Origin of the sequence: Pseudomonas sp. LBUM920, from assembly GCF_003852315.1 — a bacterium.
Lineage (GTDB): Bacteria > Pseudomonadota > Gammaproteobacteria > Pseudomonadales > Pseudomonadaceae > Aquipseudomonas.
Genome location: NZ_CP027762.1, coordinates 4,855,661 through 4,872,169 on the forward strand (window position 1 = coordinate 4,855,661; position 16,509 = coordinate 4,872,169).

General features: G+C 60.5%; 10 protein-coding genes and 1 other RNA gene. 2 read left to right on the top strand and 9 right to left on the bottom strand.

Annotated features, from left to right (window positions below):
• Window positions 1–31: 31 nt before the first annotated feature.
• The 9 genes from C4J83_RS22430 to C4J83_RS22470 form a co-directional block, all read right to left on the bottom strand.
• A complete protein-coding gene (locus tag C4J83_RS22430; RefSeq protein WP_124418234.1) occupies window positions 32–622 on the bottom strand; it encodes a hypothetical protein in 591 nt (196 codons plus the stop codon).
• A 1-nt stretch (window position 623) separates the two neighbouring features.
• The gene (locus C4J83_RS22435) at window positions 624–1,670 is read right to left on the bottom strand and encodes an N-acetylmuramidase family protein (RefSeq protein ID WP_119742130.1); all 1,047 of its coding nucleotides are present in this window, start codon (window positions 1,668–1,670) and stop codon (window positions 624–626) included.
• A gap of 156 nt (window positions 1,671–1,826) precedes the next feature.
• Entirely contained in the window at window positions 1,827–2,828 is a 1,002-nt protein-coding gene (locus tag C4J83_RS22440; RefSeq protein ID WP_124418235.1) for an N-acetylmuramidase family protein, read from the bottom strand.
• Window positions 2,829–3,045: 217 nt separating this feature from the next.
• An RNA gene (gene ffs, locus C4J83_RS22445) (signal recognition particle sRNA small type) lies at window positions 3,046–3,142 on the bottom strand.
• Window positions 3,143–3,257: 115 nt separating this feature from the next.
• Entirely contained in the window at window positions 3,258–4,421 is a 1,164-nt protein-coding gene (locus C4J83_RS22450) for a zinc-binding metallopeptidase family protein (protein WP_124418236.1), read from the bottom strand.
• A gap of 133 nt (window positions 4,422–4,554) precedes the next feature.
• Window positions 4,555–6,921, bottom strand: coding sequence for an NAD-dependent DNA ligase LigA (ligA, locus tag C4J83_RS22455; RefSeq protein WP_119742124.1), 2,367 nt, complete (start codon window positions 6,919–6,921; stop codon window positions 4,555–4,557).
• 87 nt (window positions 6,922–7,008) lie between these two features.
• Entirely contained in the window at window positions 7,009–7,872 is an 864-nt protein-coding gene (gene zipA, locus C4J83_RS22460; protein ID WP_119742122.1) for a cell division protein ZipA, read from the bottom strand.
• Between the two features lie 285 nt (window positions 7,873–8,157).
• Complete coding sequence (gene smc, locus C4J83_RS22465) at window positions 8,158–11,646, bottom strand: chromosome segregation protein SMC (protein ID WP_119742120.1); 3,489 nt, start codon at window positions 11,644–11,646, stop codon at window positions 8,158–8,160.
• 2 nt (window positions 11,647–11,648) lie between these two features.
• Entirely contained in the window at window positions 11,649–12,308 is a 660-nt protein-coding gene (locus C4J83_RS22470) for a GntR family transcriptional regulator (RefSeq protein ID WP_106576322.1), read from the bottom strand.
• 280 nt (window positions 12,309–12,588) lie between these two features.
• Between C4J83_RS22470 and xdhA the strand changes: the two genes are divergently transcribed.
• Entirely contained in the window at window positions 12,589–14,037 is a 1,449-nt protein-coding gene (xdhA, locus tag C4J83_RS22475; protein ID WP_124418237.1) for a xanthine dehydrogenase small subunit, read from the top strand.
• The gene (xdhB, locus tag C4J83_RS22480; RefSeq protein WP_124418238.1) at window positions 14,030–16,429 is read left to right on the top strand and encodes a xanthine dehydrogenase molybdopterin binding subunit; all 2,400 of its coding nucleotides are present in this window, start codon (window positions 14,030–14,032) and stop codon (window positions 16,427–16,429) included. The genes xdhA and xdhB overlap by 8 nt, the downstream gene beginning before the upstream one ends.
• Window positions 16,430–16,509: the final 80 nt, after the last annotated feature.

Below are 16,509 nucleotides of genomic sequence, written 5' to 3' on the forward strand. Positions count from 1 at the left end.
GGTAGGACTTTCCCTGGTAGAGCGTCGTGGTTCAGCTTTTGGGCGCAGTCAGGCGGCTGTATTGATCCTGGCGGATCCAGCCGGTGAACGAGCGGTCCTTGGCATTGGTGAATTCAACCTGGGCCCAGCCATCCTTGAAAGCCAGTACGCCGACCACATCGTCCTTGACGATATACGGATGCTTGCCCGCGTTGTCGCCAGGGGTTTTGAGCAGGTAAGCCTTGTCGGCAGTGACCGTCACCAGGCCGATCCACTGTTTGCGGGCGGTTTGGGTCAGGTCCAGCCCGGTGGCGATTTCCGGCATCAGCACGCTGAGACAACCGGGGTGCTGGCGGCCTTGTTCCACGGTCAGCGTCACGCCGTCGGACGAGGCCGTCACGCTGCCAGGGTAGGCGTCATCGACCCAGGTCGTCAGCGCGTCGGGCGCGCCTTGCAGGTAAAACGTACAGGTGCGGGTTACGCCCTCACCCAACTCCTCCGAGTAGAAACCTTCGACTTGACGCTCAGGGGTGACCGCCAGCATCAGCCCTTCGTACTTGCCTGAGTGCAAGGCTGTTTCGTCTGCACATGCAGGCGCGATAGCGCACAACGACAAAACACCCACTGCCAGAAAACGCATCATCTTATTTCTTCCCTTCCAGTGCTTCGTAGGCCTTCTTGATACGGCGGTCATAGTCGCCGTAATCCTCACCGTTGTAGTTGCGCGCCATGGCCACATAGTCTTTGTCTTTCATGGCTTTGATCAACGCCGGGCTTTTGCTGCAAAAACCGAGGAACGCCTTTAATTGGTTGCCGGCATTGATCTTTAATGCCGCGGCGAATTCAAACACGGTCTTGTAACCACAGGAGGCGTAGTTGAACCCCATGATCTGGAACATGCCCCAGGACGCTGACATCAAGGCCGCTTCCTGATCCAGCGCAAAGGCGGTGGCCATGGTTTCCCAGGCCTTGGCCTGGTCCTTGTTGTTGACTTGCCACTGTGGCCCGGCCTTCCTCACGTAGATATACGACAGCAGTGGGTGTGCCTGGTCATAGATGTGCTTGGTGTACTTGCGAAACAGGTGCCCTTCAAAAGCGATCACCGGCAACTTGGCCGGCCCGAAACCGGAACGCCCGCCGGACTCCACAGTGGCGAACGCCTTGATGATATTCACCGAAATACCGCTGCCCAACTGCGTGGCGGCGTTCTGGAAGTCGGTTTCGGTGAGCGTCATGCCGCCGTCGCACGTGGGCTGGAGCATCAATTGCCGGTTGCGGCGCTCGGCCTCGACCATCGCACGCATGCGGTCCAGGTACACATTGACGGTGGCCTGCACCGCATCGGCGTTGTTATTGCCGAACGCGTTGAGAAAGCTTGGAATGCGCATCGTCGGAAACGCCTTCACCGGCACTTTCACCGCTTCTTCGATCAGGCTGTTGAACGTACGCCCGGTGGGGTCGATCACCCCATCGGGGTGCGCGTATTTAAGGTGGCGAAACTGATACTGGCTGATGCACTGCACCAACTGGCCGTCGCACTTGCCGTTTTCGGCCAGCGGAAAACCCATCTTGGGAATGATCAAATTGAATAAATACTGGATGCACTGAACATCGGCAGGCAAGTTGCGCGCTTTACCCGGCGCGCCCACCGAAGCACTGATAAGACGGGGCAACCCTTGCAGGCTTTTCATCACTGACATCCTTGTAAGTTAAAGAAGTGGTGGCACTTCAATATCAATGCAGCGCTCTTGTTACACCTTGAAACAAGCGGCTGGCGGAAACTAACAAGATGGTTTTGGGTTGTCCAGTGGGCGCTTTGCACGTTGTGAAACAACCGTCATGCACGGCTACTTTTTCCTCTCCAGCGCCTCAAAGGCCTTCTGGATTCGCTTGTCGTAATCGCCATAATCCGCCCCATTGTATTGGGCGGCCATGCCCGCGAAGTCCTTGTTCTTCATGGCCTTGAACAACGTCGGGTTCTTGCGGCAAAAGCCGACGAACGCCATCAGTTGCTGGCCGGCGTTGAGTTTCATCGCGCTGACAAAATCGAAGACGCTCTTGTAACCGCAGGCGGCGAAGTTGAAGCCCATGATCTGAAACATGCCGTACGACGCCGACATCAACGCCGCCTCCTGATTTAACTTGAACGCATCGGCCAGGGTCTGCCACGCCACCGCCTGGGTTTTGTTGTTGGCTTTCCATTGCGGGCCGGCTTTCTCCCGGTAGGCGTATGACAGCGGGGGATAGGCCTTGTCGTACTTCTGCTGGGTGTATTTGCGAAAGATGTGGCCTTCATACGCGATCACCGGCATCTGGGCCGGGCCGTAGCCGGATCGCCCACCCGATTCCACAGTGGCAAAGGCCTTGATGATGTTCACCGAAATACCGCTGCCCAATGCTGTCGCGGCGCTTTGAAAGTCAGCGTCGGTCAGCGTCACACGTCCATCACAGGTGGCTTTTGTAACCAACTGCAGTGTGTCTGCTGGGGCCGGAGCAGGCGCCGGAGGGCGTGGCGGGGTTGGGGCGGCAGCGGCAACGGCCGAGTCGTTTGCCGGGGTCACGGGAGTTGCCTTGCGCGCGTCTTCGAGCAGGGTGTTGAACGTTCGGCCTGCCGGGTCAATCACGCCGTCGGGGGTGGCGACCTTCAGACGACTGGATTGATAGTCCTTGATGCGCTGGACCAGCAGCGGGCCGCACTTGCCATCCACCAGCAAAGGCGACGCGGGTTTGGGGGTGATCAGGTTGAATAGATTCTGAATGGATCGAACATCATCAGAATCATTGCGGGCCTTGCCGGGGGTGCCGACGGAACCACTGATACGACTGGGTAAACCTTGGAGGCTGTGCATGGCAATCATCCTTTCTGATTGAAGGAGTGCCATCACTTCTTTACTACTCCAGCACCACGGTCATTTTTTGAAAAAAACGCATGATTGACGCTAGCAGACGGTCGAAGGTTGTCCAGCAAAAAGCCGTCATCGCTGCACACTACAGATGGGCAGATGACTGAAGAGACATTTTTTGATTTGAAACAGAGGGCGTTGCGGGAGAGCGTTATGGAGGCAACCCCACCAGCCACACCCCGGCACACAATGTTCCCGCTGTGGCTGCTGCCTTCCGGCTCTGACCAGGTTCACGGGTAATCGTTGCGGGGGGACCGATGGGGTCACCATAACGACGCTCGCCTCTCGGCAAGCCGCGCCATTGTACCGATCTCATCGGAAGTTACAACAGTTGGTTCAGGATTAAAAAATCAAGGGGCTCAAGCACTTGTGCCGCTACAGAATCACGGCTTCATCTGCCTTGCCGCCCTCTTCCTGGATGACCAGGTGAATAAAGTGCAGCTTGGCGATCACTGCCGGCGGCAGCACAAAGGGATAAAAATCCGGCTGGCCCATGCTGCGCGACAGTTCGTTGAGCATGCCGGCCAGTTCGATCCAGGCGTTGACGAACGACAGGAACGCCGCACCGCCTGGGTGCTCAGGGTCGTAAAGGGTGCTGAGGGGAAACGGCTGGTAATCCAGGTCCATCTCACGGGCACTCATGCCAAAGCCCAGGGCGGTGTCGACCGCGTCCATCATGTGCAGGTAGTGGGCCCAGGTTTCGGCCCAGTCTTCCCAGGGGTGCATGGTGGCGTAGGCGCTGACGCAGGTTTGCTGCCAGTCGGGGCGCGGGCCGTTCTGGTAATGATGGTCGAGGGCATCGGCGTAGCTGGCGCGTTCGTCGCCGAACAAGGCGCGAAAAGGTTCGAGCCAGTGGGTATCGGCGATCAGGCGGTCCCAATAGTAGTGGCCGACCTCATGGCGAAAGTGGCCAAGCAGCGTGCGGTAAGGCTCGCGCATTTGTACGCGGACTTTCTCACGGTGGGCGTCGTCGGCTTCCTTGATGTCGAGGGTAATCAGACCGTTGGCGTGGCCCGTCATTGGAGCATTGCCTTCCAGGTCGACGCCGACAAAGTCGAAGGCCAGGCCGTTGTCTTCATCGACGCTCTTGGGCACCACTTGCAGGCCGAGGCTGATCAATTGCGCGACCAAGCGGCGCTTGGCGTTTTCGACTTTGCGCCAGCGCTCATGATTTTGCGCAATAGAAAGGTCGGGAATGGTGCGGTTCAGACTGCACGCCACGCACAGCGGCGCCGTACTGTGCGCCGGGATCAGCCAGTTGCATGCGGCGGGAGTGTCAAGGTTGGCACAGCGACGGAAGGCGCCGGCGTCAAGGTTGTCGTCTTGCAGCCAAGTCCCGACAACCGGGCCCGGCTGTAAAGACGATAGGCGGCTTTGCTGCGGCTGATAACCGAGCAGCGCCTGGCACGCCAGGCACTGGCTGTTGCGAAAGAACAGGGACTGGCCACAGCGGCACTGCCAGACTTTGCTGTTACGAGATGCGCCCGCCGCGAAGGGTGCTGCGATGCGTGAACTGAGTTGCTCAAAGTAGCGGAACATGGCGATCTCTCCCTGGGTGACCAAGACTAGATCATTTCCCGTGAGAGATCGTTCCACAGGCGAGGCGGCTGCGCAGCCCGACACGGGGCAAGCCCGCTCGCCACATCAAGAAGCTCACTCCCCACACGCGCCATCAGACCGTGATGTTGTGCTTGGCCAGGAATGCCACGAACGCTTCTTCGTCCAACACCTTCAAGCCCAGCTCGCTGGCCTTGGCCAATTTCGAGCCGGCGCCCGGCCCAGCCACCACGCAGTGGGTTTTCGCCGAGACCGAACCGGCCACCTTGGCGCCCAGACTTTCGAGTTTGTCCTTGGCCACATCGCGGCTCATCAGCTCCAGAGAGCCGGTGAGTACCCAGGTGTGCCCTGCTTCGGGCAAGCCTTCGACGACCTTCTTCTCGCTCTGCCAGTGCATGCCGAAGTCCTTGAGCTGCTGCTCAATGGCCAGGGCATGGTTGGCATTGTCCTGATTATCAAAAAACTCGCGCACGGCCTTGGCCTGCTTTTCAGGCAGTGCCTGACGCATGTCCAGCCAGTCAGCCTTGATCACGCCTTCCAGAGAGCCGAATTTATCCGCCAGTTTCTGCGCAGCGCCCGGCCCAACGCTGGGCACGTGCAGTTTGTCGAGCAAGCCGCCCAAGGTGGTGCTGGCGGCGAACTCGGCACTCAGGTCGCCCTGATCCTGCAATTGCAGGCCGCATTGCTCCGGCGACAGCAGCGCGCCAATCACCTCCTGGTTATGGCTGTCTTCAAAGAAGCTGTGAATCTCGTGCGCCACTTCCAGGCCCACGTCCGGCAAGTACGTCAGCACTTCCGGCAAGGCCTTCTGCACACGCTCCAGAGACGCCAGGGAGCGCGCCAGCACCTTGGCAGTCTCCTCGCCCACATCCGGGATGCCCAAGGCGTAGATAAAGCGCGCCAGGGTCGGGGTCTTGCTGTTTTCGATGGCGGTGATCAGCTTCTTGCTGGAAATATCGGCAAAGCCTTCCAGGTCGATGATCTGCTCGTACTTGAGTGTGTAGAGGTCGGCCGGCGAACCGATGAGTTTTTCGTCCACCAGCTGCTCGATGGTCTTGTCGCCCAGGCCGTCGATGTCCATGGCACGGCGCGAGACGAAATGGATAATCGCCTGCTTGAGCTGCGCGCCACAGGCCAGACGCCCGACGCAGCGGTACACCGCGCCTTCGCTGACGGTTTCCTTGCCCTTGCTGCGCTTGACCAGTTGCGTGCGCTCCACGTGGGAACCACACACCGGGCAGCTTTCGGGGATCTGCACCGCGCGGGCGTTTTCCGGGCGGCGTTCGGTGACCACCGAGACGACTTGCGGGATCACGTCACCGGCGCGGCGGATGATCACCGTATCGCCGATCATCAGGCCCAGGCGCGCGACTTCATCCATGTTGTGCAAGGTGGCGTTGGACACGGTCACACCCGCGACCTTGACCGGTTTGAGGCGTGCAACGGGGGTGACGGCGCCGGTACGACCGACCTGAAATTCGACGTCGAGCAGTTCAGTCAGCTCTTCCATGGCCGGAAATTTATGCGCGATGGCCCAGCGCGGTTCACGCGCGCGAAAACCCAGCTCACGCTGGGCCGCAATGCTGTTGACCTTGAACACCACGCCGTCGATCTCATAAGCCAGGCTGTTACGCCGCTCGCCGATATCGCGGTAGTAGTCCAGGCATTCCTGGATGCCCTTGGCCAGCTTCAGTTCGTGGCTGATCGGCATGCCCCACTTCTGCAACTGCTTCAAGTTGCCGATATGGGTGTCACTGATGTCTGCGGTGACCTGGCCAATGCCATAGCAGCAGAACTCCAGCGGGCGGCTGGCGGTAATCTTCGAGTCCAGCTGGCGCAGGCTGCCAGCCGCCGCGTTGCGCGGGTTGGCGAAGGTCTTGCCGCCGACTTCCAGCTGCGAGGCATTCAGGCGCTCGAAACCGGCCTTGGACATGAACACTTCGCCGCGCACTTCCAGGGTCGCTGGCCAGCCGCTGCCGTGCAGCTTCAACGGGATATTGCGCACAGTGCGCACGTTGACGCTGATGTCTTCGCCAGTGGTGCCATCGCCACGGGTGGCGCCGCGCACCAGTTCGCCCTCCTGATACAGCAGGCTGACCGCCAGGCCATCCAGTTTGGGCTCACAGCTGTATTCCACCGCCGCGCCACCGCCAAACAGATCGCCCACCGGCAGGTCGAGGCCCTCGGTGACCCGGCGATCAAACTCGAGCATGGTGGTTTCGTCAAAAGCGTTACCGAGGCTGAGCATCGGTATCTCGTGCTTGACCTGAGTGAACGCCGACAACGCCGCACTGCCGACCCGCTGCGTCGGTGAATCACGCGTTACCAAATCCGGATGCTCGGCTTCCAGGGCTTTGAGCTCGTGGAACAGCCGGTCGTACTCGGCGTCCGGAATGCTCGGCTCGTCGAGCACGTGGTAACGGTAGTTGTGCTGATCCAGTTCAGCGCGCAATTGGAGGATGCGGGTATGGGCGGCGGTCATGGGTGTTCTCTCAGAAAGCAAAAGAGCAGCCGAAGCTGCTCAATATGTTAGTGCGCTTATTCTACTGACAACGCTGAAGACCAATCCTCAGCGTTTCTGTGTCAGGGCGCGACGCTCGAACTCGACGATGCGCTGACGGTAGTGTTCGATGGTCTGGGCGGTCAGGACGCTGCGTTGGTCGTCCTTGAGCTCGCCGTTGAGTTCCTGAGACAGCTTGCGGGCCGCGGCCACCATTACGTCGAACGCTTGTTTGGGGTGACGCGGGCCTGGCAGGCCGAGGAAGAAGCTCACCGCCGGGGTGCTGAACAGGTCGATATCGTCCAGATCGAAAGTGCCCGGCTTGACCGCGTTGGCCATGGAGAACAGCACTTCGCCGTTACCGGCCATGCTTTCGTGACGGTGGAAAATATCCATCTCGCCAAAACGCAAGCCGCTTTCCAGGATGTTCTGCAACAGCGCCGGGCCTTTGAAACCGCCGGCGTCGCGGCAGATCACGCTGATCACCAAGACTTCTTCAGCGGCCGGCTGGTCATTGACTGACTGGCGTGGCGCGCTTTTGGTTGGGGTCTCGTCGGGGAAATCATCATCACGGCTGCTGAAGCTCGGGCCATCATCGACGTCAAGGTTCAGGTCGCCCTGATGCGGCTCGGCAACTGCGGCGCTGCCGCGTTTGCCGCGTTTGGAAGACGGTTCACGGGCTTCACGCACCGGCGCGCTCATCGACGGCAAGTCGTGTTCGTCCAGTTGCGGCTCTTTATGGGTATCCAGCACGCGAGGCGGCCCCAGCAGTTCGGCGCTGCCATCATCGTCAGGCAAGTTGGACAGGTTGCGGTCCAGACGAAACTTGAGCTTGCCCTTGCCACCGCGCATGCGGCGCCAGCCATCAAAAAGAATACCGGCAATGACAATAATGCCGATGACGATCAGCCACTCGCGCAGACCGATTTCCATGTAATCCCGTGCCTCTAATAAAAAATGCTGAAAAATAAGGGGTTTAGCAACATCCAAACCGCTTTAAAACGTGGCGCCAACTCTATGTTCTGACTGACGTTTTGCCCACGCATACGAGGAATTGACAATAAACTAGCACGACCTTCGATAACTTTACACAGTTGGCGCGAAATGTGTCGATTTGCCATGTTTCGGCCACCTGGAAGAACTCTTGCGCCAGCCGTCAACTGTGAGCCTCAAGCTGCAAGCTTTAAGCCTCAAGCACTTGTAACTAGCAACTCGCCGTTAGGCGTCCACGAGCGCCATCGCCTCTTCCACATCCACCGCCACTAAACGCGAACAGCCGGGTTCGTGCATCGTTACACCCATCAATTGATCGGCCATTTCCATGGCGATCTTATTGTGGGTGATATAGATGAACTGCACGGTCTGGGACATCTCTTTAACCAACCGAGCGTAGCGTCCAACGTTAGCGTCATCCAGCGGGGCGTCAACTTCGTCGAGCATGCAAAACGGCGCCGGGTTCAACTTGAAGATCGCAAATACCAGTGCCAATGCCGTCAGTGCCTTTTCGCCACCGGACAACAAATGGATGGTGCTGTTCTTCTTGCCCGGAGGCCGCGCCATGATCGTTACCCCTGTATCGAGTAGATCTTCGCCCGTCAGTTCCAAGTAGGCGCTGCCTCCACCGAAAACTTTCGGGAATAACGCCTGTAAACCGCCATTAATCTGATCAAAGGTATCTTTGAAGCGATTACGGGTTTCCTTGTCGATCTTGCGGATCACGTTTTCCAGGGTGTCCAGGGCTTCCACCAGATCGGCGTCCTGGGCATCCAGATAACGTTTGCGCTCGGACTGCTGCTGGTACTCGTCGATGGCCGCAAGGTTGATCGCGCCGAGTCGCTGAATACGCGCGGCAATCCGTTCAAGTTCTTCTTCGGCTTCTTTCTCATTGGCCTGGGCGGTCAACGTATTAAGCACGCCGTGCAGGTCGTAGCCGTCTTCCAGCAACTGGTCCTGCAGGGTCTTGCGGCGAACCGTCAGGGCCTGCCATTCCATGCGCTGCTGTTCGAGCTGGCCGCGAATCAACTGGGATTGCTGCTCGGCCTGGGTCCGGCGTTTTTCCGCATCGCGCAGTTCGCGGTCGGCGTCTTCCAGGGCGATTTGCGCAGTCTTGAGTTCTTCATCGACGGTCATGCGCTTGTCGAGCAATTCTTCGAGCTTGAGCCGCAACTCTTCCAGCGGCGCTTCGCCCTCCTCCAGGTTGAGGCTCAGTTGCTCGCGCTTTTCGGTGAGGCGTTCGGATTGCATCTCCAGGCGCTCAAGGGCCTGACGCGTGGACGCGTGCTGAGCCTGCAATGAACCGAGGCGCACCGCCAATTGGTGAGCGTGATCTTTGTGCTGGCGCGCTTCCTGGCGCACGCGGTCAAGGCGTTCGCGCAGGCTGTCGCGCTGGGCCAACAGCAGTTCGCGCTGCTCGGTGTCCAGCGCCATGCTGTCGAGGGCTTCCTGCAGTTGCAGGCGCGCCTCACCGATCTGTTCGTGCTCGAGGGCGCGTTGCTCGCCCATCTCGGCGACTTCTTCGTCAAGACGGGTGCGGCGCAGGGTCAATTGCTCGACCTTGGCCTTGCTCGCCGACAGCTGGGCCTTGAGTTCACCTTGCTGGCGCGCTTCGTCCTGCAACAGGCGGCGCAGGTGTTCGCGGCCGGTCTCTTGCTGGCGCTGGGTGGCGCGCAGGGTTTGCAGTTCGGTTTCCAGGCGTTCGAGGGTGGCTTCGCGTTCTTCGCGCTCGGCGCTCAGGTTGACGATTTCCTGGCCACGGGCCAATACGCCGCTTTCCGCTTCGCTGGCACGGCGCACACGCAGGAAATGGCGGCCGACCCAGTAGCCGTCGCGGCTGATCAGGCTTTCGCCCGCGCCCAGTTGGCCGCGCTGCGCCAGGGCGTGCTCCAGGGAATCCACCGGTTTGACCTGCCCCAGCCAGGGCGACAGGTCAATCGCCGCCTCGACCTTGTCCAGCAGACTGCCCGGCACGCGCGTGCCATCGGCCGCCGGGCTGAGCAAACGCAGGTCGCCCTGAGTAAAGCCGGCCAGGTCAAAGCCACCAAAATCGTCGACCAGCACAGCCTGCAGGTCGGCGCCTAAAACGGTCTCTACCGCCAGCTCCCAACCCGCTTCAACTTTTAACCCTTCAGCCAGGCGCGGGCGCTCGGCCAGATGCTGGTCGCGCAGCCACTCGGCGGTGCCGGTGCCGGGGTCCAGCGCGGCTTGCTGCAAGGCCTCCAGCGACGCCAATCGGCCGTTCAGCCGCTGCAAATCGCCCTGGGCCTGCTGCTGCGATTGGGTCGCCTGTTGCAGTTGCTGACGCAATTGCTCCAGGCGCTCCACTTGTTGTTCTTCGCTGGCTTCCAGCTCTTCCAGCGTCATCTCGCTTTCGGCCAGTTGCTCGCTCAACGCCATGATCGCCGCGTCTTCCGGGTCGGCGGCGAGCAACACGCGCTCTTCCTGCAGACGCCGTTGACGCTCGGCCAAACGCTCCATGCTGGTTTCCAACTGCTGGATGCGCGACTGCTGCACCTCCGCCTGGCGGCGCGGCTCGGCGGATTGCAGGTTGAAAACGTCCCACTGCTCCTGCCAGCCGTGCATGGTGGTTTCGGCTTCTTCCAGGGCGGCGGCGGCTTCTTCGGCGGCGGCGCTGGTGATTTCCTGCTCGGGGGTGAGCATGTCCAGCTCTTCGCCGAGGGTCAGCAGCAAGGTGCGGTCATGGCCCAGGTGCGATTCGGTCTCCAGGCGGGCGCGCTCGGCTTCCTTCAGATCATCTTGCAACTGGCGCAGACGCTGCTGGCCATGCTGAATGCTCTGCTCGACACGGGCAATGTCGCCGCCCACCGAATAGAAGCGCCCCTGCACCAGATTGAAGCGCTCGGACAGGTCATGGTGACCGTCACGCAGACGCTCGATGCTGGCGTCGGCATTGCGCTGTTCGGCCACCAGCGCTTCAAAGCTGATTTCCTGGGTGCCGATGATCGCTTCGCGCTGGCCGACCTGATCGTTCAGCGCCTGCCAGCGCAGGGCCGAGAGTTGCGCCTTGAGCTGGCGTTCTTCGCCCTTGTATTCCTGATACTTCTCGGCGGCCTGGGCCTGGCGGTGCAGGCGCTCCAACTGGCGCTCCAGCTCTTCGCGCAGGTCGGTCAGGCGGGCGAGGTTCTCGTGGGTGCGGCGGATACGGTTTTCGGTCTCGCGGCGGCGCTCCTTGTACTTGGAGATGCCGGCCGCTTCTTCAATGAAATTACGCAGGTCTTCGGGCTTGGCTTCGATCAGCTTGGAGATCATGCCCTGCTCGATGATCGAGTAGCTGCGCGGGCCCAAGCCCGTGCCGAGAAAGATGTCGGTGATGTCCCGGCGCCGGCACTTGGTGCCGTTGAGGAAATAGCTGTTCTGGCTGTCGCGCGTCACTTTGCGGCGAATGGAAATTTCCGCGTACGCCGCGTATTCGCCGATCAGGGTGCCGTCGGAGTTGTCGAACACCAGCTCGATGCTGGCCTGGCTCACCGGTTTACGGCTGGTGGAGCCATTGAAGATGACGTCGGTCATCGACTCGCCGCGCAGGTTTTTTGCCGAACTCTCGCCCATCACCCAGCGAACGGCGTCGATGATGTTCGACTTGCCGCACCCATTGGGCCCCACCACCGCCGCCATGTTACTGGGGAAGTTCACCGTGGTCGGGTCGACGAAGGATTTGAACCCCGCCAGTTTGATGCACTTGAGCCGCACGTTTAGGCGTCCGCCAACGCAGCGATGACCAATGAACAACTGCGCTGGCCGTAGGCGGACAGCACCAGGCGAATCTGCGCCAGGTCACGCGCGAGCACGGCAGCGAGCAGTTGCTCGAACAACGCCAGGTACTCGCTCATGGACGCTTTGCGTTGATCCAGTGCCAGGTAATAGGCGCGGTTCATCGCCGGCTGCAGGTTCTCGACGGTTTCCTGCAAATACGGGTTGTTGGCAAAAGGGTACGCGGCGCGCATCACGTTGAAGCTTTCTTCGACGAAGGCGCGGATGTCCTGACGCTCAAAACTATTCACCAGACGCTGCTGGATCTGCAGGAACGGCGCCATGTCGGCCTGCACCTTCCAGCCCTCGGCCACCGCATTGCCGAGCAGAATGTACAACTCGCCCATCAGCGTGCACAGGCTCTGCACCTTGTGCGCGGTGAGCTCGGTGACGTGGGCGCCACGGCGCGGCAGGATCGCGATCAGGTGGCGGCGCTCGAGGATCAATAAGGCTTCACGCACGGAACCACGGCTGACATTGAGCGCCAGCGTGACTTTCTGTTCCTGGATCCGCTCCCCAGGCTTGAGATCGCCGCGAATGATACGTTCGGCGAGGTGGTGAGCAATTTGCTCGGCGAGACTGTCCGGCGCCTTGAACGTCATGTTTTCCCTTCAGAATCTTCTATCAGTAAAAGCGCGGCAGTGTAGCGCATTGGCCCGCTGATGGCGCTACGCCCACGGTGGCGAATTTGGCATGAAATAAGCAGCGATGAAAAGCCAGAAGCCGCCAAAAACAACGGTTCCAGAAGACTGGACCATAATTGAAAGTGTTGTGATCACAATTTCTTGACCTTCTGGTCAGAAAATCGTTGACCGAAAAGTCAGACATGACTAGATTCGGCGCAAAGCGGTTAACAACAATAATGAGTCTGCGAGGCCTTCCGTGATCCAGTTTTTACTCAACCAGGAACTCCGTAGTGAGCACGCCCTGGACCCCAACTTGACCGTGCTCAACTATCTGCGTGAGCACCTGGGCAAATCCGGTACCAAGGAAGGCTGCGCCAGCGGCGATTGCGGGGCGTGCACCGTGGTGGTCGGCGAATTGCACCACGATGAACAAGGCGCCGAGCAGATTCGTTATCGCAGCCTCAACTCGTGCCTGACCTTTGTGTCGTCGCTGCACGGCAAACAGCTGATCAGCGTTGAAGACCTCAAGCACCAAGGCCAATTGCACAGCGTGCAAAAAGCCATGGTCGAGTGCCACGGCTCGCAATGTGGCTTTTGCACACCGGGCTTTGTGATGTCGTTGTTTGCCCTGCAAAAGAACAGCGACGCGCCCGACAGCCAAAAAGCCCACGAAGCGCTGGCCGGCAATTTGTGCCGTTGCACCGGCTACCGCCCGATCCTGGCCGCCGCCGAACAGGCCTGCTGCAACAAACCCGTAGACCAGTTCGACAGCCGCCAGGCCGAGACCATCGCCCGCCTCAAAGCCATCGCGCCAACGCAGACCGGCGAACTCAACAGTGGCGACAAACGCTGCCTGGTGCCGCTGACCGTCGCCGACCTCGCCGACCTCTACGACGCCTACCCGCAAGCCCGGCTGCTGGCCGGCGGCACTGACCTGGCGCTGGAAGTCACGCAGTTTCATCGCACACTGCCGGTGATGATCTACGTCGGCAATATCGACGAAATGAAGCGCATCGAACGCTTCGATGACCGCCTGGAAATCGGCGCCGCCACCGCCCTCTCCGACTGCTACACCGCGCTGCACCACGAGTACCCGGACTTCGGCGACTTGCTGCACCGCTTCGCCTCCCTGCAAATCCGCAACCAGGGCACCTTGGGCGGCAACATCGGCAACGCCTCGCCGATTGGCGATTCACCACCGCTGCTGATCGCCCTGGGTGCACAGATCGTGCTGTGCAAAGGCAACGTGCGCCGCACCCTGGCGCTGGAAGACTACTTCATCGACTACCGCGTCACCGCGCGTCAGGACAGCGAGTTCATCGAGAAAATCATCGTGCCCAAGGGCCACACACTGTTCCGTGCCTACAAGGTGTCCAAGCGCCTGGACGATGATATTTCTGCGGTGTGCGCCGCCTTCAACCTGAAGATCGAGAACGGCGTGATCAACGAGGCGCGCGTCGCCTTCGGGGGCATGGCCGCCACGCCCAAACGCGCGAAAAGCTGTGAGACCGTGCTGGTTGGCGCCACCTGGAACGCCGCCACGGTGGAGAAAGCCTGCACCGCCCTGGCCGCGGATTTCACCCCGCTGTCGGACTTTCGCGCCAGCAAGGAATACCGCCTGCTCAGCGCGCAAAACCTGCTGCGCAAATACTTCATCGAACTGCAAACGCCGCACATCGAGACTCGGGTGACCGCTTATGTCTAACCATCACGCCGTCGTTAAAACCCAGGCCGAACTCGCCGAGCTGTTCGCCCAGGACCTGACCTGCGGGGTCGGCCGCAGCGTCAAGCACGACAGCGCCGCCAAGCATGTGTCCGGCGAGGCGCAGTACATCGATGACCGCCTGGAATTCCCCAACCAACTGCACCTGTATGCGCGCATGTCCGACCGCGCCCACGCCCGCATCCTCAGCATCGACACCGCGCCTTGCTACGCCTTTGACGGCGTGCGCATCGCGATCACCCACGAAGACGTGCCGGGCCTGAAAGACATCGGCCCGCTGATGCCCGGCGACCCGCTGCTGGCCATCGACACCGTGCAGTTTGTCGGCCAGGTGGTGCTCGCCGTCGCCGCCCGCGACCTGGAAACCGCACGCAAAGCGGCCATGGCGGCGGTGATCGAATACGAAGACCTAGAGCCGGTGCTGGACGTGGTGGAGGCCTTTCGCAACAAGCATTTCGTGCTCGACAGCCATACTCACCAGCGCGGCGACTCGGCGGGCGCGCTGGCCACGGCGAAACACCGTATCCAGGGCACGCTGCACATCGGCGGCCAGGAACACTTCTACCTGGAAACCCAGATCTCGTCGGTGATGCCCACCGAAGACGGCGGCATGATTGTCTACTGCTCCACGCAAAACCCCACCGAAGTGCAGAAGCTGGTGGCTGAAGTGCTGGACGTGTCGATGAACAAAATCGTCGTCGACATGCGCCGCATGGGCGGCGGTTTCGGCGGCAAGGAAACCCAGGCCGCCAGCCCCGCGTGCCTGTGCGCGGTGGTTGCGCGCCTCACCGGCCAGCCGACCAAAATGCGCCTGCCGCGCGTCGAAGACATGCTGATGACCGGCAAGCGCCACCCCTTCTATATCGAATACGACGTGGGCTTTGACGACACGGGTCGCCTGCACGGGATCAATCTGGAACTGGCGGGTAACTGTGGCTGCTCGCCGGACTTGTCGAACTCGATTGTCGACCGCGCGATGTTCCACGCCGACAATTCGTATTACCTGGGCGACGCCACCGTTAATGGCCATCGTTGCAAGACCAACACAGCCTCCAACACCGCGTATCGCGGCTTCGGTGGGCCACAAGGCATGGTCGCCATCGAGGAAGTGATGGACGCCATCGCTCGGCACCTGGGTCTGGACCCATTGGCGGTGCGCAAGGTCAATTACTACGGCAAGACCGAGCGCAACGTCACCCACTACTACCAGACCGTCGAGCACAACATGCTCGAAGAGATGACCGCCGAACTTGAAGCCAGCAGCCAATACGCCGAGCGCCGCGAAGCCATCCGCCTGTACAACGCCCACAGCCCGATCCTGAAAAAAGGCCTGGCGCTGACGCCGGTGAAGTTCGGTATTTCGTTTACCGCCAGCTTCCTGAACCAGGCCGGTGCGCTGATCCACATCTACACCGACGGCAGCATCCATTTGAACCACGGTGGCACTGAGATGGGCCAGGGCTTGAACACCAAGGTCGCGCAAGTGGTGGCCGAAGTGTTCCAGGTCGACATCGACCGCGTGCAGATCACCGCCACCAACACCGATAAAGTGCCCAACACCTCGCCCACCGCCGCGTCCAGCGGTGCCGACCTGAACGGCAAGGCTGCCCAGAACGCCGCCGAAACCATCAAGCAGCGCCTGGTGGAATTTGCCGCACGCAAATACGACGTGAGTGAAGCCGATGTGGAATTTCACAATGGTCACGTACGGGTACGCGACCAGATCCTGACCTTTGAGAGCCTGATCCAGCAGGCGTATTTCGCCCAGGTCTCGCTGTCGAGCACCGGGTTCTACAAGACCCCGAAAATCTTCTACGACCGCAGCCAGGCGAGGGGCCGGCCGTTCTATTACTTCGCGTTCGGCGCGGCGTGCTGCGAAGTGATCGTCGACACCCTCACTGGCGAATACAAAATGTTGCGCACCGACATCCTGCACGACGTGGGCGCCTCGCTGAACCCGGCCATCGACATCGGCCAGGTGGAAGGCGGCTTTATCCAGGGCATGGGCTGGCTGACGATGGAAGAGCTGGTGTGGAACAACAAAGGCAAGCTGATGACCAACGGCCCGGCCAGTTACAAGATCCCGGCCGTGGCTGACATGCCCCTGGACTTACGCGTGAAGCTGGTGGAAAACCGCAAGAACCCGGAGGACACGGTGTTCCATTCCAAGGCCGTGGGCGAGCCGCCGTTCATGCTCGGGATTGCCTCGTGGTGCGCGATCAAGGATGCCGTGGCAAGTGTGGGTGAGTATCGCCATCAGCCCAGGATTGATGCACCGGCCACACCCGAGCGGGTGTTGTGGGGGTGCGAGCAGATGCGCCAGTTGCAGGCGGCAAAGGCTGTTGAAGCTGAAACCGAGATGGCTTCGCTCTAGGAACGAGGTGCTGCCATCGCAGGCAAGCCCTCTCCCACATTTGATGGTGTTCACACATCAAAATGTGGGAGAGGGCTTGC

Coding starts and splice junctions, on each gene's coding strand:
- C4J83_RS22430 (WP_124418234.1), bottom strand. CDS start 622: ATGATGCGTTTTCTGGCAGTGGGTGTTTTGTCGTTGTGCGCTATCGCG.
- C4J83_RS22435 (WP_119742130.1), bottom strand. CDS start 1,670: ATGAAAAGCCTGCAAGGGTTGCCCCGTCTTATCAGTGCTTCGGTGGGC.
- C4J83_RS22440 (WP_124418235.1), bottom strand. CDS start 2,828: ATGCACAGCCTCCAAGGTTTACCCAGTCGTATCAGTGGTTCCGTCGGC.
- C4J83_RS22450 (WP_124418236.1), bottom strand. CDS start 4,421: ATGTTCCGCTACTTTGAGCAACTCAGTTCACGCATCGCAGCACCCTTC.
- ligA (WP_119742124.1), bottom strand. CDS start 6,921: ATGACCGCCGCCCATACCCGCATCCTCCAATTGCGCGCTGAACTGGAT.
- zipA (WP_119742122.1), bottom strand. CDS start 7,872: ATGGAAATCGGTCTGCGCGAGTGGCTGATCGTCATCGGCATTATTGTC.
- C4J83_RS22470 (WP_106576322.1), bottom strand. CDS start 12,308: ATGACGTTCAAGGCGCCGGACAGTCTCGCCGAGCAAATTGCTCACCAC.
- xdhB (WP_124418238.1), top strand. CDS start 14,030: ATGTCTAACCATCACGCCGTCGTTAAAACCCAGGCCGAACTCGCCGAG.